Origin of the sequence: Cyclobacterium salsum, from assembly GCF_010119245.1 — a bacterium.
Classification (GTDB): Bacteria; Bacteroidota; Bacteroidia; order Cytophagales; family Cyclobacteriaceae; genus Cyclobacterium; species Cyclobacterium salsum.
Genome location: NZ_WNKG01000001.1, coordinates 59,310 through 84,902 on the forward strand (window position 1 = coordinate 59,310; position 25,593 = coordinate 84,902).

Annotated in this window: 13 protein-coding genes and 2 tRNA genes; 10 read left to right on the forward strand and 5 right to left on the reverse strand. The window is 45.1% G+C overall.

Features of this window, described 5'->3' with window-relative positions; all coding sequences use genetic code 11:
• Positions 1–215 precede the first annotated feature (215 nt).
• Positions 216–8,321, forward strand: coding sequence for a malectin domain-containing carbohydrate-binding protein (locus tag GJS45_RS00200; RefSeq protein WP_162339441.1), 8,106 nt, complete (start codon positions 216–218; stop codon positions 8,319–8,321).
• Positions 8,322–8,785: 464 nt separating this feature from the next.
• On the opposite strand, the gene GJS45_RS00205 is transcribed toward GJS45_RS00200, so the two are convergent.
• Positions 8,786–8,857, reverse strand: a tRNA-Glu gene (locus GJS45_RS00205).
• A 30-nt stretch (positions 8,858–8,887) separates the two neighbouring features.
• A tRNA-Glu gene (locus tag GJS45_RS00210) sits at positions 8,888–8,959 on the reverse strand.
• Positions 8,960–9,183: 224 nt separating this feature from the next.
• On the opposite strand from GJS45_RS00210, the gene GJS45_RS00215 reads away from it, so the two are divergent.
• The 4 genes from GJS45_RS00215 to GJS45_RS00230 all read left to right on the forward strand — a co-directional run bounded on the left by GJS45_RS00215 (position 9,184) and on the right by GJS45_RS00230 (position 12,306).
• Positions 9,184–9,819 (forward strand): peroxiredoxin, encoded by a 636-nt coding sequence (locus tag GJS45_RS00215; protein ID WP_162339442.1) that lies wholly within the window; start codon positions 9,184–9,186, stop codon positions 9,817–9,819.
• A 199-nt stretch (positions 9,820–10,018) separates the two neighbouring features.
• On the forward strand, positions 10,019–11,092 hold the full coding sequence (locus GJS45_RS00220) for a 3-oxoacyl-ACP synthase III family protein (RefSeq protein WP_162339443.1): 1,074 nt from the start codon (positions 10,019–10,021) through the stop codon (positions 11,090–11,092).
• A 15-nt stretch (positions 11,093–11,107) separates the two neighbouring features.
• Positions 11,108–11,938: an amidohydrolase family protein gene (locus GJS45_RS00225; protein ID WP_162339444.1), complete on the forward strand. Its 831-nt coding sequence runs from the start codon at positions 11,108–11,110 to the stop codon at positions 11,936–11,938.
• 11 nt (positions 11,939–11,949) lie between these two features.
• The gene (locus GJS45_RS00230) at positions 11,950–12,306 is read left to right on the forward strand and encodes an L-rhamnose mutarotase (protein ID WP_162339445.1); all 357 of its coding nucleotides are present in this window, start codon (positions 11,950–11,952) and stop codon (positions 12,304–12,306) included.
• 69 nt (positions 12,307–12,375) lie between these two features.
• On the opposite strand, the gene GJS45_RS00235 is transcribed toward GJS45_RS00230, so the two are convergent.
• Genes GJS45_RS00235 through GJS45_RS00245 form a run of 3 tightly spaced genes read right to left on the reverse strand, consistent with a single transcriptional unit; the run spans position 12,376 to position 15,180 of the window.
• Positions 12,376–13,743, reverse strand: a complete 1,368-nt coding sequence (locus GJS45_RS00235) for an NAD(P)(+) transhydrogenase (Re/Si-specific) subunit beta (RefSeq protein ID WP_162339446.1) — start codon at positions 13,741–13,743, stop codon at positions 12,376–12,378.
• A 5-nt stretch (positions 13,744–13,748) separates the two neighbouring features.
• Positions 13,749–14,066 carry an NAD(P) transhydrogenase subunit alpha gene (locus GJS45_RS00240; protein WP_162339447.1) on the reverse strand — a complete coding sequence of 106 codons (318 nt, stop codon included), beginning with the start codon at positions 14,064–14,066 and terminating at the stop codon, positions 13,749–13,751.
• Position 14,067: 1 nt separating this feature from the next.
• Positions 14,068–15,180, reverse strand: coding sequence for a Re/Si-specific NAD(P)(+) transhydrogenase subunit alpha (locus GJS45_RS00245; RefSeq protein ID WP_162339448.1), 1,113 nt, complete (start codon positions 15,178–15,180; stop codon positions 14,068–14,070).
• Between the two features lie 506 nt (positions 15,181–15,686).
• Here GJS45_RS00245 and GJS45_RS00250 point away from each other — a divergent pair.
• The 5 genes from GJS45_RS00250 to GJS45_RS00270 all read left to right on the forward strand — a co-directional run bounded on the left by GJS45_RS00250 (position 15,687) and on the right by GJS45_RS00270 (position 25,473).
• Positions 15,687–17,066 (forward strand): AGE family epimerase/isomerase, encoded by a 1,380-nt coding sequence (locus tag GJS45_RS00250; RefSeq protein WP_162339449.1) that lies wholly within the window; start codon positions 15,687–15,689, stop codon positions 17,064–17,066.
• A 278-nt stretch (positions 17,067–17,344) separates the two neighbouring features.
• Positions 17,345–20,632, forward strand: a complete 3,288-nt coding sequence (locus GJS45_RS00255) for a HEAT repeat domain-containing protein (RefSeq protein ID WP_235954517.1) — start codon at positions 17,345–17,347, stop codon at positions 20,630–20,632.
• Positions 20,633–20,702: 70 nt separating this feature from the next.
• Complete coding sequence (locus GJS45_RS00260; RefSeq protein ID WP_162339451.1) at positions 20,703–24,128, forward strand: HEAT repeat domain-containing protein; 3,426 nt, start codon at positions 20,703–20,705, stop codon at positions 24,126–24,128.
• 18 nt (positions 24,129–24,146) lie between these two features.
• Positions 24,147–24,539, forward strand: a complete 393-nt coding sequence (locus tag GJS45_RS00265; protein ID WP_162339452.1) for a hypothetical protein — start codon at positions 24,147–24,149, stop codon at positions 24,537–24,539.
• 73 nt (positions 24,540–24,612) lie between these two features.
• Positions 24,613–25,473, forward strand: a complete 861-nt coding sequence (locus GJS45_RS00270) for an HAEPLYID family protein (RefSeq protein ID WP_317165063.1) — start codon at positions 24,613–24,615, stop codon at positions 25,471–25,473.
• Positions 25,474–25,593 lie beyond the last annotated feature (120 nt).

Consider the following 25,593-nt stretch of genomic DNA (forward strand, 5'->3'; position numbering starts at 1 on the left):
TCACAAAAATAGCCAATTAAATAAATTTACTGGCTTTTTGGGTTTGATAAAAAAATATTGAACTATCAAAACAATAAAAATGTATTTTAAATAAAATAAAACGTTTTTTAACATTGACATTAATAGATTAAATGTCTAATATTGTGATGTTAAAACAGCATAATACTTTTAAAATTTATAATTAAACAGTTTATCAATTTAATCTTCCGTTGGTTATGGGAACAGCAAAATTATACCCTATATTATTTTTTTTATTCATTCTTTTTATTGGTATATCCTCTAAGAATTATGTTTATTCTCAAAATGCCAGTTTCAATCAGACTTCTCTGGATTTTAATGGCTTTCAGAACATTGATCTGGGGACTTCACTGCAGTTCGGGCCGGATGAAAGGCTTTACGTGGCTCAGTTGAAAGGGGAAATTAAAATTTACACCATTGAAAAAGGAGGCCCCAACGAATACCAGGTGGTTGGAGAAGAAATTTTATTGGGAGTTAAAGACATTCCTAATTACGATGACAATGGGCTGTTGGCCTATGACAATCGGGGAAATCGGCAAATTACGGGCTTGACGGTGGTTGGTACAGCCCAAAACCCCATCATCTATGTGAGTTCCAGTGATCCGAAATGGGGAGGCCCCAGCGGAGATAAGATGCTGGATACGAACTCAGGAGTCATTACCCGTTTGAGCTGGACAGGCGAAACCTGGGAGGTGACGGATTTGGTTCGTGGTCTGCCCCGGTCGGAAGAAAATCACTCTACCAACGGGCTGGAATTTACCACTATTAATGGCAAGCCTTATCTGTTGGTAGCAAGTGGTGGATTGACCAATGCCGGAGCTCCATCGAAAAACTTCACCTATATTAGTGAGTTTGCGCTTTCGGCGGCGATTTTAAGTATAGACCTTGATGCCCTGGAAGCGTTACCTACCCAAACAGATACGCATTCAGGCCGATCATTTAAATACGATATTCCTACCTTGGATGATCCGAGCCGCGAAAATGTAAATGGGGTGTACAATCCCAATGACCCTGATTATGATGGAATAGATGTCAATGACCCCTTTGGCGGAAATGATGGGTTGAATATGGGAATGGTTTCCCTGGACGGACCTGTACAGATATATTCACCCGGGTATCGGAATTCCTATGATTTAGTAGTAACCGAGGACCGAAAACTTTTTGTAACAGACAACGGTGCCAATATCAATTGGGGCGGCTTACCCATTAACGAGGGAAATGCCACGCTTGTAAGCAATGATTACGATCCCGGAGAACCTGGTGCCAGCCCTTTAAACCCCTCTGCAGACGGGGAATTTGTAGACAATCAGGATCACCTATTGATGGTTACTTCGGACCTGGACACGTACACTCCGGGTAGTTATTATGGAGGACATCCGACACCCATAAGAGCGAACCCGGGGCAACCTTACCAGGCTGGAGCCCCATTCCCTTTTGAACCGGGAGGTGCGGGATTATACACAAAATTTATTGGGGATAATAATGATTACTCCGACGTTACGCCGGCATTTACGCCCACAGACAAATTCAGAACCCAGATTCTGGAGCCCGTAGCACCGGGCCAAACGGGATTTGATGAATACGCGGCCAATAGCCTACCTGCTAACTGGCCTCCGGTGCCCCAAAGTCTGGCCAATCAGGCCGAAGCGGATTTTATTGCACCTACCCTGGCCAATTCCAATGGTCCGCAACCCACTATCGTTACCGTTTTTCCTAACAATTCCAACGGGATTGCTGAATACAAGGGTACGAATTTTGAAGGGGCGTTAAAAGGTTCTTTGGTGGTAGGGAAAAATGGAGGCACCCTTCATTTAATCCATTTAAATGGAGATGGGTCATTAAAGGATGCTGAATTCAGCAAATGGAATCTGAATGGTGGGAATGCCCTCGGTATCGCAACGAACGGAGATGCTGAAATTTTCCCGGGAACCATTTGGGTAGCAACCTTTGACAATAGAATAATGGTGCTAACCCCAGCCGATGATGTCTTTTGTATTGCTGTGGATGATCCTGCATTTGATCCCAATGCTGATTATGATCACGATGGCTATACGAATCAAGATGAGTTGGATAATGGAACAGATTATTGCTCTGGAGGTTCCGCCCCGGATGACTATGATAAAGACGGTGTTTCCAACTTGAATGATCTGGACGATGATGGAGATGGTATTTTGGATGCCAATGATCCATTTCAAATTGGCTATCCTACCAATTTGCCGCTGGAAAACCAGTTATTTACGAACCAGTCAGATGCTTTTGGCGAAGAGTTTGGTTACCTGGGACTAGGGTTGACCGGATTGATGAACAATGGAGCTGATAACCCAAACTGGCTGGAATGGCTTGATAAAGGAAATGATAGTCCTGGTCCTCCCGATATTTACGGAGGTACGGCTGGTGCCATCCAGGTTTCCATGACCGGGGGCACTGCAAACGAAACAGCTAATAATCAGGAAAAAGGGTTTCAACTGGGGGTAAATGTCGGAACCGAAACCGGTAATTATGTTATTTCCTCCGGCATTATTGGCCTGTCTTCTCCCGGACAACTTTATGATTATTCCGGAGATGGGGAGGTAGGTATTCAGATAGGCGATGGTACGCAAAGTAATTTTATCAAATTGGTCTTTACCAAAGATGGAATCACGGCTGTTCAGGAGCTCAACGATGTGGTGTCAGCTGAATCCCTTTTTCTGGAAATCCCTGTTGATCAACAGGCCGATGCTAATACGCTTATCGAATTGTCTTTTGTGGTAAATCCCGTGGAAGGAACAGTAGAACCCCGATATGCCTATAACAACGATCCCGCCATTTCCCTGGGTACGATTAATGCCAATGGAGCTATTTTAGAAGCCATTCAGGATTTGTCAAAGCCCTTGGCAATGGGCATTTACGGATCATCTCACGATACTGGAGATAGCTTCATAGGCGTGTGGAATTATTTCAAAGTCAGCGGTGAAATTCCCTACACCATCCGGACCTTGCGGGATGTGAATCGACTGATAGGCGATCCGGATGTGATGGTCAATCTGGACGAATATTTTGATGATAATGATGGTGTCAACAACCTGACCTATTCTGTTTCCGGAAATACCAATCCAGTGGTCGGTACTCAGATTGAAGACAACCTTCTCCGGATTATGACTCCGAGTGATGAAGTGACAGCCAATCTTACCGTTCGAGCTACTGATACCAACGGGTACTATGTGGAACAATCGTTTGCCGTTACCATAGAACAGGATTTTGAGATTTTGTTACGAATCAATGCAGGAGGTAGCTTGCTCAATGGAGAAGACGGTTCCCCTAACTGGCTGGCCAATAGTGTTACGGGTCCGGAGCAAACCGATTTGTTTTCTGTCTCCGGAGGTAGAAGCGCTACGAACTCTTTTAGCGCAGACCAGAGACACGAATCGATTCCTGAGTATATATCTGATTCCCGATACGAACAGCTTTTTAACAAGGAAAGGTATGCTACAGAGTCCACCATGGACTACAGCATACCGTTGCCAAATGGAAATTACCTGGTTAATTTGTATATGGGAAATGGTTTCGAAGGTACCTCTACCTTATTAAAACGATATTTTGATATTCAAATTGAAGGAGAAACGGTAGCATCTTCCTTTGATATCGTAGAAGCATTTGGTCACCTGATTGGTGGCATGAAACAATATGAAGTATCTGTCACCGATGGAGAGCTAAACATTTCCTTCCTGAAGCAAAAGGAAAACCCACTTGTGAATGGTATTGAAATTCTAGGGAAGCCAATTCAAATTCCCATTGAGTATACAGCAATAGAGGATTTGATCAATTTCTCCGGTCACGAATTGGATGGAAGCATGTTTGTGGCAGCTTCGGGTGGGAACGGAAATCTCAAGTACACGGCAGAAGGCCTGCCGCCGGGAGTGTATCTGGAACCCACGAATGGAACCATTTACGGAAAAATTGAGGACGGTGCGCTGGCAAATAGTCCATACCGGGTGACCATCACCGTCGATGACGAGGATGAAATTCATTCAGATGCCGAATCGTTTAATTTCACATGGACCATCAGCCCAGACCTGGTCGATCAGGAATGGTATGTAAAAAATGAAAATACTTCCTACACAGGCAGGCATGAAAATAGTTTTGTGCAGGCCGGAGATAAATTTTACCTGATGGGGGGTAGAGAAAGTGCCAAAACCATTGATATTTACGATTACGCTAAGGACGAATGGCGTTCGCTGCCGAATATCAATCCACACAGCTTTAATCATTTCCAGGCAATTACCTATGAAGGGCTAATCTGGATAATGGGAGCTTTTCAAACGAATGACTTTCCTAATGAATTACCCGCCACTCATATCTGGATGTTTGATCCGGTAGCTGAGGAATGGATACAGGGAGTGGAAATTCCAGAGAGCAGAAGAAGAGGATCAGCCGGTGTAGTGGAACATAGAGGAAAATTTTACATTGTGGGAGGAAACACAGATGGTCATGACGGTGGTTACGTGCCTTATTTTGACTCCTTTGATCCAAAAACCGGCGAGTGGACCGTCTTGGAAGATGCTCCCAGACCCCGTGATCACTTTTTTGCGACGGTTATTGGAAGCCGATTATACCTGGCATCCGGAAGGCAATCCGGTGGAGCCGAAGGAACCTTTGCCCCGGCATTACCCGAAGTGGATGTTTATGATTTTAATAGTCAAACCTGGAGCACGCTACCGGAAGGACAGAACCTACCCACGCCGAGAGCCGGAGCGATTGTCAATAATTACCTGGATAAATTAATCGTTGCGGGTGGTGAAGTGGATACGAGCTCTGTTGCTTTGAATACGACGGAAATGTTTGACCCGCTTAGCCAAACCTGGCAAACGTTGAGTTCGCTTAATTTTGCCCGGCATGGTACGCAGGGAATTGTGTCAGGAAAAGGACTATATGTGCTGGGTGGATCTCCTACAAAAGGCGGTGGAAATCAAAAGAATATGGAGGTTTTTGGTTTCGATCAGCCGGGAGGCGAAAAGCTGGTGAAAAGCGAGTTAGTTGTGCCTGATTTGGTTCAATTTAAAAAGGGCCAGCCAAAAGAAATCGAGGTAGCACTTGAAAACGGAAACACTGGCTTGTGGATTAGGTCTATCAGTCTTACGGGTCCAAATGCGGCGGATTTTCTTGTGTTGGAAGGAGAAACAGTGGAAAATGAATTTTGGGAGCCTGGTCACCGATTTACCCTATTGTTGGATTACGAAGGGGATGCTTTCGAAGGGGAAGCCAGCCTGGTTATCGAGTGGGGAAAGGGAAGTCAAACCATCGTTCAACTTATGGGGGATGGTGAATTTGAGGAAGTATCCCTGTATTACAATTCAGGAACTTCGGACGATGTACAGTTTGAGGGAAATACCTACCTGGGAGATTTGAATCTTACCAGCATTCACAATGGTGGGTCCGTTCACAGCAATTCAAGCTTGACAACCGAAGACCTTTATAAAACCGAGCGTTTTTCAACACATCTCACCTACGAAGTTCCTGTACCTAATGGAATTTATACCGTGACCACGCACCATTCAGAAACCTGGTTTGGTCAACCGGGTGGTGGTATTGCGGAAGAAGGGAAACGGGTTTACGATATCGTATTGGAAGGTACGGTTGTCAAAGATAATCTGGATTTATTTGTCGAAAGTAATAATGAACCGATTGCGCTGGTTTTTGAAAACATAGAAGTCAACGATGGTGTTCTTCATCTTGATTTGATTGCCTCCAGTAATAATGCTTCCATTTCCGGTTTTTCCATTGTCAATCAGGGCGAGTTGGGTACGGTCCCGCTCGCATCTATCAAGGCCTCCGTATTGTCTGGTGGGGCACCATTGGAAGTGGATTTCACAAATGATATCAGCAAACCGTCCGATTTTACGTTCTTTTGGGATTTTGGAGATGGAAACTTCTCAGCAGAACAAAATCCTACACATGTTTTCGAAACGCCAGGTGAATACCAGGTGAGCTTGACGGTGTACAATGGATCTGGGGATCAGGCAACCGACCAGGCTACTGTATCGGTTTTAAACCCGAATGCTTTTTCCTTGCATGTTAATGGGGGCAGCAATAATGCCACCAGCTACAATGGAGCGGAATTTCTGGGAGAAAATAATGCTGAAATTAGTTTTTCTACTTCCAACACGCATAGTTACAGTGCTGCCGGAGATCCTACCCTTTTTCTAACCGAGAGGTATGGAGGGGATTTCGAGTATAGCGTTCCGGTCTCGGATGGCGTGTATACGGTTAAGACTTATCACAATGAGCTGTGGTTTGGTCAAAAAGGACCCGCAAGTAGTACCGGTCAACGGGTATACGATATCTTTTTGGAAGGAGAGGTAGTCAGGGAAAATTTTGATCTTTTTGTAGCGAATGAGGACCAACCGGTCACACTAACCCACGAAAATGTGGTGGTTACTGACGGTGTGTTGAATATTCGACTGGTGGCTTCCACCAACAATGCCTCGATTTCAGGATTTTCCATCATCGCGGAAGAAGGCGGGGATACCATGCCGGTTGCCCTTTTGGATGCAAGTGATCAAACGGGTGTGGTACCGCTAACGGTAGCCTTTACGGGAAGCAATTCTATTGGTCAGGGATCCTTGCAATATGCCTGGGATTTTGGTGACGGTCAGGTTTCCAACGAGGCAGATCCGGTTTATACTTACAATAATGCAGGGACGTATACAGCACGTCTAACGGTTACCGACGAAGCAGGTAACCAGGATATGTCGGAAGTGATCATACAGGTAAATGAAGTTCAAACCCAACCGGATTTCGCCTTAAGTGTAAATTCAGGAACGAATAATTCTGTTAATTACCTGGACAAAGATTTTCTCGGGGAAAATAGCTCAGGAGTAACCTATTCCAACTCTTCTACCCATAGTAATAGTAGTGCGGGCGATCCAACGCTGTTTTTAACGGAAAGATTTGGTGGAAACTTCTCGTATGATATTCCTGTCGAAAATGGGTTCTATGAGGTAAAAACCTATCACAATGAATTGTGGTTTGGTAAAAATGGCCCTGAAGCAACCGCCGGACAGCGGGTATATTCGATTCTTTTGGAAGGGGAAACCGTGAAAGAGAATTTGGATTTGTTTGCGGAATACAACAATCAGCCTACCGAGTTAACATTCGAAGCCATCGAAGTGCGTGATGGGGTCCTAACCATCAATCTGGTGGCCCTGGAAAATAATGCCTCCATCACTGGATTCTCTATTCGATCGCTTTCAGAAGGATCCCTTCCTCCTCAGGCGGTTATTCTTGCGAGCGATACCGAAGGTGTTGCTCCATTGGAAGTCGCTTTCAATGGATCCGGTTCCAGTGGAGAGACCGCACTGGTTTACTCCTGGGATTTTGGAGACGGAGCCAGCAGTCAGGAAGCGAATCCCGTACATGAATATACCGTTGCCGGCACCTATCAGGCTCAACTGACAGTTACGGATGAAAATGGGAACAACAATTCGGAACAGATCAGCATTGATGTTTGGGAAGAAGCACCTTCCTGGTCCTTGAGTCTGAACACAGGCACCACTACTTCGGTCACCTATGAAGACCGGGATTTTATCGGGGATGAGAACTATCCGGACTACTACTCCAGTAATAATACCTTTAAAAGCACTTCTGCTTCCAGTATCCAACTTTTCCAAACAGAGCGTTTTAGCCAAAATTTGGCTTATAGCATACCGGTTGAAAATGGTACCTACCGGGTGCATACGTATCATAATGAGCTTTGGTATGGAAAGGCGGGTCCTGAGGCTGGCCCGGGTAAGCGTGTGTTTGATATCCTACTTGAAGGACAGCTGGTAAAGGATGATTTTGATATTTTCGTTGAAAGTAACAATCTGCCCACTGAACTCGTCTTCGAAAATGTAGAAGTGGTGGATGGCACACTTAGTCTGAATCTGATCGCTTCTGAAAACAATGCCAATATCTCGGGTATCGTTATAGAACGTGTCGACGCAAAAGAGGCTATTCAAGGCAGTTCATCGAAATTAATTGTCCATACTGATTCCGATAAAGAGATGGAATCCTATTATCCCGAATCGTCCAGCTTGCCGACGGTAAAGCTGTATCCAAACCCAGCAACTTCTGAGGCATTTGTTAGTATGGAAGGTGGTATTCCGTTGGACTGGATCGGAATTTATACCTTAAGCGGACAGCAAGTAATGTTGTTGAATGTACGGGATAATAATCAACCGGAATATGCACTGCCGGTAGACCGTTTGGAGCAAGGCGTTTATCTGATTCGGTTGATTTCCAGAGGCGGAGAAACCGTTCAGGTAAGGTTGATTGTGAATCGATAGTAAGTTTAGGCAAAAAAAATTCCCGTTCGGGATTACGGAATTCAAAAACTGACCTCCTCCCAGCCCCCTCCTGTTTCTAGGAGGGGGAGACAGGGGGTGGTAAAAAACGGTATCGGTAGATTTTACATTAATAAATCACGGAAATTGGGATGAATTGACCCGTGCTGAAAAAATTTTACAGGTTTAATTTTTATTCATTGTTAGTCCTACCACATATTTACAGAAATCAGTTAGCGTATAAATGGTATAGATACGAAAAAATCCCTCCCTACTTTGGTCGGGACAGGCTCTTCTCCCTCCGTCCGATTACATTACCATTTCAGCAAAATCACAAAAAACGGAATGCTGTTGTCCGAGAGGGCAAAAAAAAACCTGGTCAAGAGACCAGGTTTTTTTATTCACTTTAACCACTAACAACCACAAATAACATTCACCTGTCTAGGACAGATAAACCCTATTTGTTGTAGTCCGTACGGGAATCGAACCCGTGTTTCATCCGTGAAAGGGATGCGTCCTAACCCCTAGACGAACGGACCCTTACAAAGAAAAGAACAGTAATAAATTTGTAGTCCGTACGGGAATCGAACCCGTGTTTCATCCGTGAAAGGGATGCGTCCTAACCCCTAGACGAACGGACCATTTTATCAAAGAATTAGCTCTTTCCTAAAAGGTGTTGCAAATATAGGGCCTTTCAATAATAAACCAAAACCCACCAAATAATTATTCGGTGAAGAACGGTCAATCCTTTGAAAATTAGCGATTAAATTTGAATTTCTTTAAAAAAGGTACGATTCAACAAACTTTTTTTCACCAGCTACCGTTTTCCTACTAAACCTATAGAATAATTTAAATTTATATAATTATGTCATTACGATTAGGAGATATTGCACCGGATTTTACCGCAGATTCCTCGGTAGGTAAAATCAATTTTCATGAGTATTTGGGCGATAGCTGGGGGATTCTTTTTTCTCATCCGGCTGACTATACGCCGGTTTGCACCACTGAACTTGGTGCGGCAGCTAAGTTAAAAGATGAATTTGATAAAAGGAATGTCAAAATGCTGGCATTAAGTGTAGACGGTGTTGAAAGTCATAAATCCTGGATAAATGACATCAATGAAACCCAGCATACAACGGTGAATTTTCCCATCATTGCCGACGAGGATAAAAAGGTATCTGAACTGTACGACATGATCCACCCAAATTCCAACGAGAATTTTACGGTTCGTTCGGTTTTTATTATCGGGAATGATAAGAAAATCAAATTGATCATCACGTATCCGGCCAGTACGGGTAGAAATTTTGACGAATTGCTTCGGGTGATCGACTCCTTACAACTTACAGCCAATTACAGTGTGGCAACCCCCGCCAACTGGAAGCATGGCGAGGATGTGGTCATTGCTCCGGCCATCAAAAATGAGGACATTCCAGCCAAATTCCCAAAAGGACATAAGGAAATCAAACCCTATCTGAGGACTACTCCTCAACCCAATCTCTAGTCAGGTAAAAAAGGATGATCAATATCATCCTTTTTTATTTTCCCCCTATACTTAAGGATAATGCCATTTTTCGAAGTCCTTGCGTCTGCACCGTTTTGATGATATCAAATCAGTTTTTAATTTCTATTTCTGCTACGGGAAAAATCATTACTTTAGAACTTTTATTTTCCAACTGAGTTGTTCACTGATACAATAGCACATGATTAGTAGTATTATCAAAGGATCCGGAAGTTATTTGCCTGCTATTACCGTTCTTAACGAAGATTTTTTATCTCGGGAATTTTACGACGCCAATGGCGAAAGGCTTGCGAAACCGAATTCAGACATTGTAGCTACCCTTCAAAAAATTACGGAAATCAAGGAAAGAAGGTATCTCGAAGATCATCTGATGACTTCCGATATGGGCTACCTAGCAGCGAAAAGGGCGCTTGAAACCTCCTCTATTGATGGTGAATCGCTGGATTACATCATTGTGGCACATAATTTTGGAGATATTCGAAGCGACAATATCCGTATTGATACCTGTCCGACCATTGCGGCCAGGGTCAAGCACAAGCTTGGCATTGCCAACCCCTACACCGTTGCTTATGATTTACCATTTGGTTGTCCCGGATGGCTGCAGGGGGTGATTCAGGCCAATTACTACCTTCAATCGGGAGATGCCAAACGGGTCATGGTAATTGGAGCCGAAAATCTGTCCCGAATATCCGACCCCCACGATATGGATAGCATGATTTTTTCAGACGGTGCAGGTGCGGTGATCCTAGAGGCTTCTGAAACGCCACAAAAGACGGGGATTCTATCCCATTTAACCCGGTCAGATACCCTGGATCATGCCCATTTGCTCAGTATGGGGCCCTCTTATAAGCCGGATTATCCGGAGGACACCTTGTTCCTGAAAATGAATGGGAGAAAACTATACGAGTACGCAATCAAAACGGTTCCTCCTACCTTAAAAGCATGTATTGATCGCTCAGGAGTTCCTCTTGAAAAGATCAAAAAAGTACTGATTCACCAGGCCAATGCCAAAATGGATCATAACATTCTGGAGCGTTTATTTCAATTGTACCAGCAGACAGAAATACCGGCAGATCTTATGCCGATGAGCATTCAGAAATTTGGGAACAATTCGGTGGCGACGGTGCCTATCTTATACGATTTGGTGGCCAAAGGTGAAATGAAAAACCATCGGTTTGTTTCCGGAGAGTATGCATTATTTGCTTCGGTAGGAGCCGGTATGAATATTAATGCGATGGTATATCGCCACCCCTAATTAAACATGTAAGCTATGGAAAAAATCGATTCCCATCAGCATTTCTGGCACTACGAATCCAAACGGTATCCCTGGATAGAGGAGGATTTGGAGTTGTTAGCCAATGATTTTCTTCCCGATCAGTTGCATTCCCTTATGCAGGCGAATCAGGTAGTCGGTACCGTTGCGGTCCAGGCTGCACCTGACGAAGCGGAAAACCAGTTTCTACTAGATCTGGCAGAAAAATTCCCCTTTATCTTAGGCGTGGTTGGTTGGATCGATTTGACTTCTGACCATTTGACAGATCGATTACATGCCTATCAGCCCTTTTCCAAATTGAAAGGCTTTCGGCACCTGCTGCAGGACGAGACCGATCCGAATTTTATATTAAAGCCAGCTTTTCAGCGGGGATTGGCAAAAATCTTTGAGGCTGGATACAGTTACGACCTGCTGGTATTTCCGCACCAACTGGACGGGGTCCTCCAAACGGTAAAAAATTTTTCGAAGGGAAGGTTCGTATTGGATCACCTGGCGAAGCCCTCCATTCAGAAGCAAGAACTAAGCAGCTGGAAAGATAAGATCACGGAACTCGGCCGGTATCCCCAGGTATCCTGCAAAGTTTCCGGCATGGTGACGGAAGCGGATTGGCAGAACTGGGAGAAATCCGACTTCTATCCCTATTTGGATGTAGTAATGGAAGCGTTTGGGGAGGACCGAATACTGTTCGGGTCCGACTGGCCGGTTTGTACGCTAGCTGCTTCCTACGGAGAGGTTTGCGGAATTTTGGAATCCTATTTACAGGGGAAACCGGAAGGCCTTCAACATAACGTTTGGTATGAAAATGCCCGGCGGTTTTACAGACTTTAACACAGAATCACATGAGACGCTATTGTTTGGCATTAGACCTGGAGGATAACCCCGAAACCATTGCCCGGTACAAGGCAAGTCATCAAGCGGTACCTCTGGTCATTGAGGAAAGTATTCGGGGCGCAGGTATACAGGTCATGGAGATCTATCTGACCGGAAACCGACTATTTATGATAATGGAGGTAGCGGATGATTTTTCCTTTGAAAAGAAAGCCCGTATGGATGCGTCAAATAAGAATGTAAAGGAATGGGAGGCGAAAATGGGAAGCTTTCAAAAATCCCTCCCCTGGGCCGCTCCGGGTGAGAAATGGGTCCTTATGGAACAGATTTTTTCGCTAGAAGAATCCCAATCCTCGAATCGGAAATAGCATCGAAACCAATTTGGCTTCTCAGCAAAGAAAAAAGCCGCCCGGAAAGGACGGCTTTTTTAATGAATATTACATGTTTTTCACTTCGCTAACCAGCCCATTAAGGACCTTCTTTGCATCACCGAAAAGCATTCTGGTTTTCGGGTCGAAAAAGAGGGCATTCTGGATACCCGCATAGCCGGAACTCATGCTTCGCTTAATAACAATGACATTGGTTGCTCTGTTTACTTCCAGAATAGGCATGCCATAAATGGGACTGGAAGGATCGTCATTGGCTGCCGGGTTCACCACATCATTCGCTCCGATAACCATCACCACGTCCGTATTGGGCAGCTGTTCGTTCATTTCTTCCATTTCGATCAACTTGTCATAAGAAACATCCGATTCTGCGAGCAATACATTCATATGCCCGGGCATCCGCCCAGCTACAGGGTGAATCCCATAGGTAACTTCTACGCCTTTCTCTTCCAGGATTTTTTCCAAATCATGCACCGCATGCTGCGCCTGAGCGACAGCCAATCCATAGCCAGGCACAACTACTACGCGTTTGGCATAGGCCAGTAGGATGGCACTGTCATAGGTATTGATCTCCTTGGCTACCTGATCTCCGTCTGCCCCAGCGGCACTTACACCTGAAGCGGATCCGAAGGAAGTAAAGAGAATGTTACTTACGGAACGATTCATAGCCTTCGCCATCAATAAGGTCAGCAGCAAACCGGCGGATCCAACTAAAATACCTCCCATCAGCATCACTTTGTTGTCGTACAATAAACCGGTGGTAGCGGCGGTCACCCCCGTCAGGGAGTTGAGCAACGAAATCACCACCGGCATGTCGGCACCCCCAATCGGGTAGACGAATAGCAACCCATAAATTAAGGCCAACAAGACAAGGCCGTACACCAGTAAGGGCTGGGCTTCCCCTGCGTTCAGAACATAAACCGCCAGGGCGATGGCAAATCCAAGGACAATGAACGCGAGAATTTTGTTTACCCGAATATCTTTGATTACTCCCTGCAGTTTCCCCATAGCAACCATGGAGCCGGAAAAAGAAACGGAACCGATGATAAGGCTGGCCATTAATACGGCTCCTTTTCCCGTGTCATTGACGGGTAGATCGCCGTATTCTACCAGCCCAATCAACGCAGCTGCGGCACCTCCCATGCCGTTGAAGAACGAGACCAATTGGGGCATTGCTGTCATTTGTACGGTTTTGGCGGAGTACAAACCACCTACCGTACCCAAAGCGATGGCAATAAGTATGAGCGCAATATTATTCAGGCCAGGGGTAAGAAAAGAGGCCACTATTGCCAAAATCATTCCAGCCAGTGCAATGCTATTGCCCTTTCTGGCTGATTCGGGATGACTCATCAGCTTTATTCCCAGAATAAAAAGCACTACCGCTACCAGATAGCATATATCGATTAGTTGTAAAATCATAATTATTATTTTTTACCGGGTTTCTTTTTAAACATTTCTAACATGCGATTGGTGACGGCAAAGCCTCCGACCACATTCAGTGTGGCAAGCAACACCGCTAAAAATCCCAGCACCAATCCCAGGTAGTTAGCAGGGTCGGTTTTTCCCAGGACGATAATGGATCCCACGATTACCACTCCGGAGAGGGCATTTGACCCGGACATCAGTGGGGTGTGTAACACCGTAGGGACTTTGGAAATTACCTCTATTCCTACAAATATGGCTAGAATGAATATGTAAAACTCTTGTTGATTAACAGAAATATAGTCTATGATCGCTTCCATTTTATTTTAATAAAGGTTCATAAATAACTTCACCATCGTGTGTGATGCAGGTTCCTTTGATAATCTCGTCTTCAAAGTTGAGGTTTATCTGGTCTTCTTTCAGCAACAACTTCAGTAAATTTTGCACGTTTTTGCTGTACATTTTGCTGGCATCTTCTGGCATGGTGGACGGCAAAGCCGAGTTCCCTATGATGGTGACACCACTTAAGGTGACGGTTTTGTTGTTTTCCGTTCCTTCACAATTACCGCCATTAACTGCCGCCAGATCTACCACTACGGCACCAGCTCTCATCTTTTCCAACATGCTTTTTGTGATTAAAACAGGAGCTTTTTTACCGGGGATCAGCGCAGTCGTAATGACCACATCTGATTTAACAATGGATTTTTCCAGCATTTCGGACTGCTTCTGTTTGTATTCTTCGGATTGCTCCACGGCATATCCACCGGCTCCTTTGTCCTCTACGGCTCCCGGAACCTCTACAAACTTGCCTCCGAGGCTCTCTACCTGCTCTTTTACAGAGGGTCGCGTATCAAACGCTTCTACCACTGCCCCTAACCTTTTGGCAGTAGCGATGGCCTGAAGACCGGCCACGCCAGCTCCGATTATCAGCACTTTGGCAGGAGCGATGGTCCCGGCTGCTGTCATCAACATCGGGAAAAACCGGGGTAAATTGGCAGCCGCCAACAAAACGGCCTTGTAGCCGGATACGGTACTCATGGAAGACAATACATCCATACTTTGCGCCCGGGTAATTCGCGGGATGGAATCCATACTGAAAAGCGTAACTCCCGTTTCTGCCAATGTTTTCATTAGGTCCCTGGCTACCAGCGGCTGGTATACGCCAATAAGGTACTTTCCTTTGGATAACTTTTTTTGATCTTCCGGTTCAAGCGGGTTGATTTGGAAAATCATTTCAGCTGCATCCAGCACTTCTGCTCTGGATTTTACGCTGGCACCTGCGTCCTTGAAAACCTCATCAGAAAGAAAGGAAGATGCTCCTGCTCCTTTTTCTATCAGGACCTGATTGCCCGACCCTGTGAGTACCTTCACAGCCTCCGGATGCAGGGATATTCTGGTTTCCGGTGACGGTTCTTTTAAAATTCCTAAAATCATATTGGTGGTTAATTGATTACTTCAAAACAATTCCATTTCCAGCGGTTGCAAGTGGTTGTGGTTAGGCTAGCCATTTAACGATGGCAGTGCAAAAAAAGCACTTTTTTAGGGATTTTACAGTAAAGTCTTTTAAAAGTTTACTAAAATAAAGTGCAAAACCATTTTTTTATTTAATTTTCAAAACATAATCGAAAATATAGTTAAATAATTTTCTGATTGTAGTTAGCCCATGGGATGGATTACATTTTGAAACAACAAACAATATATAAATCTATGCGAATGACACGTTTATTTTTGCCAATTTTACTTACGGTACCTTCGCTGGTATTTTCCCAGAATAATACCAATGAAGAGAGCCTTCCCTTTTTTGATTATTGGCCTGTGATTTTATTGCCTATTTTTGTTATTGTATTGTACCGGATCTGGAAACGGCGCAGAAACAAATGAGTCGTTAATAACCGGCCGCCGTGCTGCGAAAAGATATAGTACCCTATAACCCCAAAATAATGATCCAACTAGCCCCCTTTCTGGTAGCACTCCTTTTGCTCTCTTCTTTCAGTGCTTCCGCTCAAGAGGCTGTTCGTCAGACTATCGCTGACGAGATAGCCTATTCCATAAACCAGGAAATGATTAATCATTGGTATCCCAAAGCCTATGACACTGAATTTGGAGGCTATTTGAGTAGCTTTGAATATGATTTTTCGCCTTCTGAAAATCAGAATAAGATGATCGTCTCCCAGGCAAGGCATCTCTGGACCTTATCAAAAATCAGGGAAAGGTTTCCTGAAGTGGGGCATTACAAAGCAGGAGCAAAAATGGGCTTTGAATTTCTCCGGGACAAATTTTGGGATGCTGAATACGGAGGCTTTCACACCCTGTTGACCCGGGAAGGGGCACTGTCCAAAGGCAGTGACGGTGAGAAGACAGCCTATGGCAATGCCTTTGGTATTTATGGTTTGGCTGCCCATGTCAAAGAAACAGGAGATCCGGAAGCATTGAGCCTGGCAAAGAAAGCCTTTTATTGGTTGGAAGAACACAGTTATGATCCGGTGCATGGGGGGTATTTTCAAAACCTTTCCCGCGATGGTACGCCCCTTGGGCGCTCGGCAGAAACCCCTTCCACCTCCACCATTGGGTATAAAGACCAAAATAGTTCCATTCATTTATTGGAGGCATTTACCGAATTGTATCAGGTTTGGGATGATCCACTGGTGAAAAAACGTACCGAAGAGCTTTTAAAGCTGATCAGGGACACCATTGTTCAGGAGCAAGGGTACTTGCAGCTTTTTCTGGAAGCAGATTGGACTCCGGTAAGTTTCCGGGATCAAGGTAGGGAGGCCATCGAAAAGCATCATGCCATCGACCACGTTTCGTATGGCCACGATGTGGAGACAGCCTACCTTATGATGGAGGCTTCTCATATTTTGGGTTTGGAAAATGATTATAAAACCTGGGAAATCGGAAAGAAAATGGTAGACCATGCCCTGACCTTTGGTTGGGACGAGGCCTCGGGTGGCTTTTTTGATGGAGGATATTATTTTCCGGGACGGGAAACTCCTGAAACAGTAAAGGATACGAAAAACTGGTGGGCGCAGGCTGAAGGGCTGAACACCTTGCTCATAATGGCGGATTTGTATCCGGATGATCCGAATCGCTATTTTGAAAAATTCAGGAAACAATGGGATTACATACAGCAATACCTGATTGATCACGAGCATGGAGAATGGTATTCGGGTGGATTGGACAAACAGCCCGACCTGAAATTGGAAAAAAAGGGTCACATCTGGAAAACAGCCTATCATAATTTCAGATCGCTGAATAATTGCGAATTGAAATTACGGGACCCATCGCATTTGAGCCTTACCATTAAAAAGAGCGATAACTAAAAAAAAGATGTGAAAGCTACGTTTATAAAATAGTAGTTTTTCACTCTTTAACTTTTTCCTATATTGACGTGCAAATTTTAATCCAAATGTGGCTTCCCAGGTAATGGAAGAAAAGCAAATTACACACTAATTAGATGGTACCCATAAACCTAAAACCTGCTATTACTTCGAACGTTTTGCCTTTTGCAATCATCTTCGGATTAACTTTTTTTTATTCCTGCAATCCACCTCAGGAAGAATTAAGAATCAAACGTATTACCAGTGAATCAGCTACCCAAATGGCAGTTGAACTTGAGAACCTGGTCCAACCCGAATTGGAAGAAGGCCTGGAAATATCACTTTGGGCATCGGATTCCTTGGTTTTTGACCCCATTTCCATTGATTTTGATGATGAGGGAGCGTTGTATTATAGCCGGACGAACCGCCAAAAAAGCTCCGAGTTTGATATCCGGGGACACCAGGACTGGGAAATCCGATCCATTGGGCTCCAATCGATTGAAGACAAAAGGGCATTTCTCAGGGCGGAACTTTCGGAGCAGAATAGTGATAAGAATGAGTGGTTGACAGACGTCAACGGCGATGGAATCCGTGATTGGAGGGACCTGACCGTAGAGAAAGAGCATATTTACCGCCTTGAAGATACAGATGGAGACGGCCTGGCGGATCAATACCAATTGGTTTTTGAGGGATTAAATGAAGAAGTAACGGATGTAGCCGGTGCCGTCATGAAATACGGTGATGATCTTTTTGTAGGAGCGGGACCGGATATGTGGCGCATGCAGCTAGACGAACGAACAGGTCTGGTTGAAGAAAAAAAATCCATCTCTCACGGTTTTGGAGTGCATATCGGTTTTGGTGGACATGGGATGTCAGGAGCAGAAATGGGGCCTGATGGCAGGGTTTACTGGGGAATAGGCGATATCGGCTTTAACGGAGTGGATCAAGATGGAAACCAGCACAAGTATCCCAATCGGGGCGTTATTGCCCGTTCCAATCCAGATGGAAGTGATTTTGAAATTTTTGCCATGGGGGTACGGAACACCCACGAATTTGTTTTTGATGATTATGGCAATCTGATCAGCGTGGACAATGATGGGGACCACCGCGGAGAAAGTGAGCGCCTTGTCTATCTGGTCGACGGCTCGGATACCGGTTGGAGGATAAATTGGCAGTTTGGAAAATACCGGGATCCCAAAAATAACTCCTATAAGGTTTGGATGGACGAAGGGATGTACTTGCCCAGGCACGAGGAGCAGGCCGCTTATTTCATTCCACCTATAACCAATTACGTCAACGGCCCTACTGGTATGCTATATAACCCAGGTACCGCTCTGGGAGACAAGTGGAAAAGCACGTTCTTCGTAGCGGAATTTGTCGGTAATCCGGCTCGTTCCGGTATTCATGCCTTTAAGCTGGAACCCGAGGGTGCAGGATTTGCCCTGAAAGAAACCCAAAAAATCATGGGGGGGATACTGGCTACCGGAATGGATTTTGGACCGGATGGTGCCTTATATTTCTCCGACTGGATTGATGGTTGGGGTACAAAAGATTATGGTAGGGTTTGGAAACTGGACGATGTGTCGGGGAAAAATGATCCGGCAAGAAAAGAAACGGAAACCCTGATGCGGGCTGATTTCAAAGCCAAGGACCTCTCGGAATTGGAATCTTTATTGGGCCATGCAGACAAACGCATCCGGCAAAAGGCACAATTTGAACTGGTCAACCGGGGAGATAGCGGATGGGAGGTATTTGAAAACCAGCTGAAACAGGAAGCCAATCAACTGGCACGGGTACATGCCATTTGGGGAATCGCCCAGATGGGTCGGGCTGGAGAGAGAGAACGGGCTGGAGAACTCCTGGTAAATTACCTTGACGATGGGGATTCGGAAATTAGGGCTCAGGCCGCTCGCTGGCTAGGTGATATTCGCTTTGAAGATGCGGGAGATGCCTTGATTCCGTTGCTTAAGGACAGCTATCCGCGCGCTCGTTTCTTTGCCGCCGAAGCCCTGGGAAGGATTCGTCACAATGCCTCCGTGCAACCACTCATCAGCATGCTTGAAGTAAATGATGACGAAGATGTTTATTTAAGGCATGCCGGAAGTCTTGCTTTGGCTAGAATTGGAGATCAGGAAGCGGTTCAGAACTTGCACGAGCACTCCTCCCGAGCAGTTCGGATTGCCGCAGTAGTCGCCCTCAGGAGATTGCAGTCGCCTTCCATTGAGGTGTTTTTAGAAGATGAAGATGAATACATTTTGGCAGAGGCGGCTCGGGCTATTAACGATGATTTTTCCATTGACGAAGCATTGCCTGCGCTTGGAAATATTTTACAAAGGAGCGACCTCAGCTCTGAGCCACTTATCCGAAGGGCTATCAATGCAAATGTAAGGGTCGGTTCGGAATCGGCACTTAGCAATCTACTGAACTATATTTCCAGGGAAGATGCACCGGTAACCATGCGAAAGGAAGCTATGGAATCAGTCTCCACTTGGGCATCTCCCTCCCTGCTAGATAGGGTAGATGGCTGGTATCGGGGAGAAATGAGTAGGGATTTGTCCGCACTTAAGGCTCAGGCATCGGATGTAATACTGCAAATGCTAAATCACCGAGACAATGTTCTTCGTTTGGCGGCTGTTCAGGCAGCTGGCCAAATAGAAATGTTTCAAGCCTCCGATCTTTTGTTTGCAAAACTTCAAAATGATGGCAACGAAGAAGTACGGGAAGCTGCATTGCGGGCATTGGCCGTTTTGGAATGGGATGAAATGGATCGCGCGCTGGAGCGTGCCACTCAGGATCCGGCAAAAATCGTCCGGATTGCAGGGCTTGATTTAATGGGGCAGATGGATTTCGATGGAGAACTACTAGCGGGTTTATTGAAGGAGGTTATTGATGCCCAGGATATTGAAGAAAAACAAGCGGCCCTGCTCACCTTGGCAGATGTGGAAGAAGCACACGCGATACCTGTGATGGAAGATTTACTTGATCGATGGGAAAATGAAAACCTGCATCCGGGACTGGTTTTAGAATTGGAAGAAGGGCTGGAAACACTTGGTAATGAGCGGTTATTGGAAAAGTTTGCAACGATTCAGTCTTCATTAAGTTCGGATGACTTACTAGCCTCCTACGCAGGAAGTTTGTATGGGGGAGATGAGCGTGCGGGAGGAAGAATCTTTTTTCAACACCAAAATGCCCAATGTATGCGTTGTCATGCGTATAACGATTATGGCGGAATGGCAGGTCCCCGTTTGAATGGAGTAGCGAAGGTGCTGAATAGGGAAGAACTGTTGGAGGCTTTGATCAACCCGGGTAAACGAGTGGCTCCCGGGTACGGTGTAGTGACACTTAAGCTAAGTGAGGGCGAAACGGTTTCCGGAATTTTGGTCTCTGAAAATGAAGAAATGGTCAACCTTAAAATCGGAAATGATCCTGAAAAATCGGTACCAAAAAGTGAAATTGAGGAACGGACGGATGCGATGTCCTCCATGCCTGATATGAAAGGATTGCTATCAAAGCGTGAAATCCGCGATTTGGTCAGTTTTTTGGTCACCCTGACCGATGATGAATGGTAAGTGGGGATACCTGATCGGATTTAATAAATGAACGGAGTAACAAGAAGGGAATAAAATTGGTTATTATCACATGTTAAAGAAAATTCAGTTGTCAAATAGACCCAGCCATATAATACAGGTATTTTTTTTGATTGCATTTACTTCGTTAATTTTTCGCTGTTCGGAAAAGACGCAAAAGCCGGTACCTATTGAATTGACTCCGGAGGAAGTAAATAAACAAGCGGAGGCGGTATTGAATTTGGTGAAGCCCGAAACGCATGCTGACTTGAATTTAGATATTTGGGCCGTTGATTCACTGGTAGCGGATCCCATTTCCATGCAGATGGATGATTCAGGCCGAGTGTATTATACCAAGACCAATCGAAGAAAAATTTCCGAATTTGATATCCGTAGCCACCAGGACTGGGAGATTTCTTCGATCAAAATGCAGCATGTAGAGGATAGAAGGGACTTTCTTCACAGGGAGTTGGCCCCTGAAAACAGTGCCGAAAACGAATGGTTGCCAGATATTAATCAAGACGGGTCCCATGATTGGAAAGACCTGACAGTAGAGAAGGAAAACGTTTTTCGATTGGAGGATACGGATGCAGATGGAAGAGCCGATCGGTCGCAGTTGATTGTAAGTGATTTTAATGAGGAAATCTCAGATGTAGCGGGTGCGGTCCTGTACCACGATGGGGAACTATTCGTGGGGGTTGCTCCGGATCTTTGGAAATTACGTGATGGCAATGGAGATGGTATCATGGACGAAAAGGAATCTTTGGTGCACGGTTTTGGTGTTCACATAGGCTTTGGCGGCCATAATATGTCAGGGTTAAAAATGGGCCCGGAAGGAAAGATTTACTGGGGTATAGGAGACATTGGGTTTAATGGGGTGGACAAGGAAGGGAATGAGCATGTTTATCCCAATTGCGGGGTAATTGCACGGGCAAATCCGGATGGAACGGATTTTGAAATTTTTGCTTATGGTGTACGAAATACCCATGAGTTTGACTTTGACGAATACGGAAACCTGATCAGTGTAGACAATGATGGGGATCACCGGGGAGAACGAGAGCGAATCGTTTACCTGGTAGAAGGTTCGGATACGGGATGGCGGATCAACTGGCAATTTGGAAAATATCGGGATCCTAAGAACAATTCTTACAAGGTTTGGATGGATGAGGACATGCATTTACCTCGCTCCGAAGAGCAGGCTGCTTATTTTATTCCTACCATCGCCAATTACATCAATGGTCCAACCGGAATGGTTTATAATCCGGGCACAGCATTAGGGCAACAGTGGAAAAACAAGTTTTTCGTAGCAGAATTTGCTGGAAATCCCGCCAGGTCTGGTATTCATGCATTCGACCTGAAACCTAAGGGGGCAGGATTTGAAATGGGTGAAACGGAGCAGTTGGTAGGAGGGATTTTGGCTACCGGAATGGATTTTGGCCCGGATGGTTCCTTGTACTTTTCGGACTGGATTGATGGTTGGGTAAATAAAGGGTATGGCAGAATCTGGAAGTTAACCGACCAGACCGCCTCCGCAGATCCTATGAAAAGGACCGCATCCAATCTGGCTGCGGATTATACCGAATTGGAATTGGAAAAATTAGCTGAGTTGTTAGCATATGAAGACCAGCGCGTGCGTCAAAAGGCGCAATTTGAACTGGCCAAGCGCGGGGAATCCGGTTTACAGGTATTTCAGGAGAAGTTGACGAATGGCACTGATCAGCTGGCTCGGGTTCATTCTATATGGGGGATTTCACAGTTTGCCCGAAAAGATGCTGAAAGGGCAGCCATGCTGTTGCCTTTTCTATCGGATACGGAGTATGAAATCCGGGCTCAGGCAGCCAAATGGTTGGGAGATGTGCGGTATGCTCCGGCAGGAGAGAAACTTGTTCCCCTTTTAATGGACGAGCATCCCCGGGTTCGTTTTTTTGCAGCGGAAGCGATTGGTAGAATTGGATACGAAGCAGGCAAAGATGCATTGGTCAACTTATTGGCTGAAAATGATGATGAAGATGTGTACATCCGGCATGCTGCCAGTCTGGCACTGTCCAGGGTGGCCAATCCTGCGTTTTTGATTTCCCTTGCTGACCATCATTCCGATGCCGTCCGTTTAGGAGCCGTACTGGCACTTCGCAGGCTTCGGCACGAAGGAATTAGCGAATTTTTGATGGATGACAGTGAATACATAGTGGCCGAAGCGGCCCGGGCTATAAACGATGATTTCTCAATTCCGGAGGCAATACCCGCTCTTGGCAGGCTGCTGGTGAATGGAAATTTCGATTCAGAACCCCTGCTTAGAAGATCTATTAATGCCAATCTCCGATGGGGAACCGATGAAGCACTTTCTAATTTGCTCACTTATATCAACCGGGCTGATGCGCCGGAATCCATGCGAACGGAAGCGATTGCTACCGTAAGTACCTGGGCATCTCCCTCCGTATTGGATCGGGTAGATGGCTGGTACAGGGGAGAGGTGCAGAGAAGTGTAGCCGATCTCAAAGCCACAAGCGCCCAAACATTGATGGAAGTGGCGATCAGTGATTCCCCGACTATCCGGGAGGCAGCCGTACAGGCACTAGGGAACCTGGCGATCAGCCAGTCCTCTGAAATTCTGATCCAGCGCTTATCGGCTGATCCGGTGGCAGCGGTGCGGGAGGCCAGTCTAAGAGCCTTGGCCAAAATGGAACAGGCACCTATTGGTCAGGCCATTGAGAAAGCGTTGTCAGACCAGGAAAAAAGGGTGCGGGTCGCAGGCTTGGATTTAATCGCGCAGCTGGATATAGAAGATGAAACCAAGGCCAGCTTGCTGGAGGAAGTAATTCAAAAAAGAACGGTAGACGAGCAACAAGCAGCTGTTTCTACCCTTACGAAATTGAATGAAAATGTGTCCCTGCCGGTATTGGGAAGATTGCTTGACCAATTGGAAAACGGAACCCTCCCACCTTCCATAGAATTGGAGTTTTTTGAAGCCATGGAAAATATGGAGGCAGGTACCTTGCTTAGTCGTTATGAAAAAATTAAATCCGAAATGTCGGAAGACGATCTGTTGGCCAGTTATAGCGGCAGTATGTATGGGGGAGATGTATCCAAAGGGAGACGAATATTTTTCCAGCATGCCTCAGGTCAGTGCATTAAATGCCATGCTTACGACGACTTTGGTGGAAATGCAGGCCCTAAACTTAACGGTATCGGGAAAAAATTAAATAGAAAGCAACTGTTGGAAGCCTTAATCGCACCCAGTGAAAGGTTGGCACCCGGCTTTGGTGTGGTTACCCTTACTTTAGAAACCGAAAAAAATCTGGCCGGTATCAAAGTGGATGAAGATGATTCCAGTATTACCGTAAAAATGGGAAACCAGCCAGATACCCTTATCCAAAAATCAGCTATTGTAGAAAGAAGGGATGCACCATCCAGTATGCCCGATATGAAAGAATACCTGACACGAAGGGAAATCAGAGATTTAGTGAGTTTTCTGGCAACATTGGAAGAACCATATAATTAATTTTGCAACTTTGCGCCCATGATCCGTCACCTTCGCAATACCGGTTTTTTGAAAGGCTTGTGGGCATTTATGGCGGTGTACATGCTAAACTGTAGCGTGGATATAGCTGATGAAAGGGGGGATCATATTCCTGAAGATCTTAGTATAAACGACCAGGAAAGCATCATAGAATTGGTTGTGGAGTTGGGCTTTGGAATGGAAGATGCTATTCCGGAGAAAGAAGATGCAGATGGTGATCAGGATACGTCTCAGAAAAAAGGTATTTCAACCGATCTGATGCTTTTTATTGATTGCCCCTATAATAGAGTAGGACGTTTTACAGTGGATACTACTAATTTTTTACCAAGTACCCTTGGATGGGTTTCAGCTGGTTTTTTTGCCATTTCTACTCCTCCGCCGGATATTTCATAAATATCCGCTTTAATTGATTTATAGCTCCGCATCTCCAGCGGGGCCTGTTTTTTTATGTCTAATTTTATTACCAATGATGAATCAAATAGTCAGGATCGGTATTATACTGATTGGAATTAATTACCATGTTCAAGCACAAACTGAAATAGAGGCCTCCAACGAATTATTAGATAGTATTTACATCTCTGATGTCGAAGCGCGAAAAACTCCTACCAAAGTATTGCATGCAGAACCCTTATACATTGACCTCATTCGGGATCTTGGTGCAAGAAAAGGGGAAAAGGAATGGAATGTTGGCCTGGGACTTACTGATAAGGAACGATATGACGAATACCTGGCCCTGGTGGAATACGAATGGGCTCCCATGGATAGATTAGGGTTGGAGGTAGAATTGCCGTTTTCTTTTTATTATCCCATAAACGGAAACGGAGCGGCTCCCGGAAATAAACTCAACAGTCTGAAACTGGCAGGACAATATACCTTCTTTGTATCGGAGAAACGCAAGACTTCTCTTGCCATCGGATATATTCATGAATTCGAGATGAATCAATTCTCCAATTACAGGGAGGAGCGTATCTTTTCAGGTAATGCCTATAATCCCTTTTTTATTGCTGCCAAAAGGTGGGGATTCAATTACCACACGCTCATTTACACCGGTCCGTTTATGCAGAGTCATAACGGAGTTCCCGGATTGGAAGTAACCTGGCAAGTCAATACCAATTTCCATTACATGATTAGTGGAACGCGAAATTTTATCGGTATCGAATTCAATAAGGAAATCACAAGTGAAGATTTTGACATGATCATAAGGCCTCAAATGAGGCTGGGCATTGCCGAAAACCTGTTGATTGGGATTGTTACCGGGATTCCTGTAAGCAGAGAAAATGAACGGTTCAGTTCCTTTTTAAGGGTAATTTACGAACCGGGTCATTGAGGCCCGGATCGTAAATTTCCACTTATATAATTTTTATTTTAAAGCTAGAATGAGTTAGATTCAATTTGCCTGAGAAATGTACCTTTGTATAGCTTATTGGGGAAACCAATGATAAAACCT

What these genes read in the sequence shown, in the direction of transcription:
- GJS45_RS00200 (WP_162339441.1), top strand. Translation starts at nt 216, where the DNA reads ATGGGAACAGCAAAATTATACCCTATATTATTTTTTTTATTCATTCTT.
- GJS45_RS00215 (WP_162339442.1), top strand. Translation starts at nt 9,184, where the DNA reads ATGTCATTACGATTAGGAGATATTGCACCGGATTTTACCGCAGATTCC.
- GJS45_RS00220 (WP_162339443.1), top strand. Translation starts at nt 10,019, where the DNA reads ATGATTAGTAGTATTATCAAAGGATCCGGAAGTTATTTGCCTGCTATT.
- GJS45_RS00225 (WP_162339444.1), top strand. Translation starts at nt 11,108, where the DNA reads ATGGAAAAAATCGATTCCCATCAGCATTTCTGGCACTACGAATCCAAA.
- GJS45_RS00230 (WP_162339445.1), top strand. Translation starts at nt 11,950, where the DNA reads ATGAGACGCTATTGTTTGGCATTAGACCTGGAGGATAACCCCGAAACC.
- GJS45_RS00235 (WP_162339446.1), bottom strand. Translation starts at nt 13,743, where the DNA reads ATGATTTTACAACTAATCGATATATGCTATCTGGTAGCGGTAGTGCTT.
- GJS45_RS00240 (WP_162339447.1), bottom strand. Translation starts at nt 14,066, where the DNA reads ATGGAAGCGATCATAGACTATATTTCTGTTAATCAACAAGAGTTTTAC.
- GJS45_RS00245 (WP_162339448.1), bottom strand. Translation starts at nt 15,180, where the DNA reads ATGATTTTAGGAATTTTAAAAGAACCGTCACCGGAAACCAGAATATCC.
- GJS45_RS00250 (WP_162339449.1), top strand. Translation starts at nt 15,687, where the DNA reads ATGATCCAACTAGCCCCCTTTCTGGTAGCACTCCTTTTGCTCTCTTCT.
- GJS45_RS00255 (WP_235954517.1), top strand. Translation starts at nt 17,345, where the DNA reads ATGGCAGTTGAACTTGAGAACCTGGTCCAACCCGAATTGGAAGAAGGC.
- GJS45_RS00260 (WP_162339451.1), top strand. Translation starts at nt 20,703, where the DNA reads ATGTTAAAGAAAATTCAGTTGTCAAATAGACCCAGCCATATAATACAG.
- GJS45_RS00265 (WP_162339452.1), top strand. Translation starts at nt 24,147, where the DNA reads ATGATCCGTCACCTTCGCAATACCGGTTTTTTGAAAGGCTTGTGGGCA.
- GJS45_RS00270 (WP_317165063.1), top strand. Translation starts at nt 24,613, where the DNA reads ATGATGAATCAAATAGTCAGGATCGGTATTATACTGATTGGAATTAAT.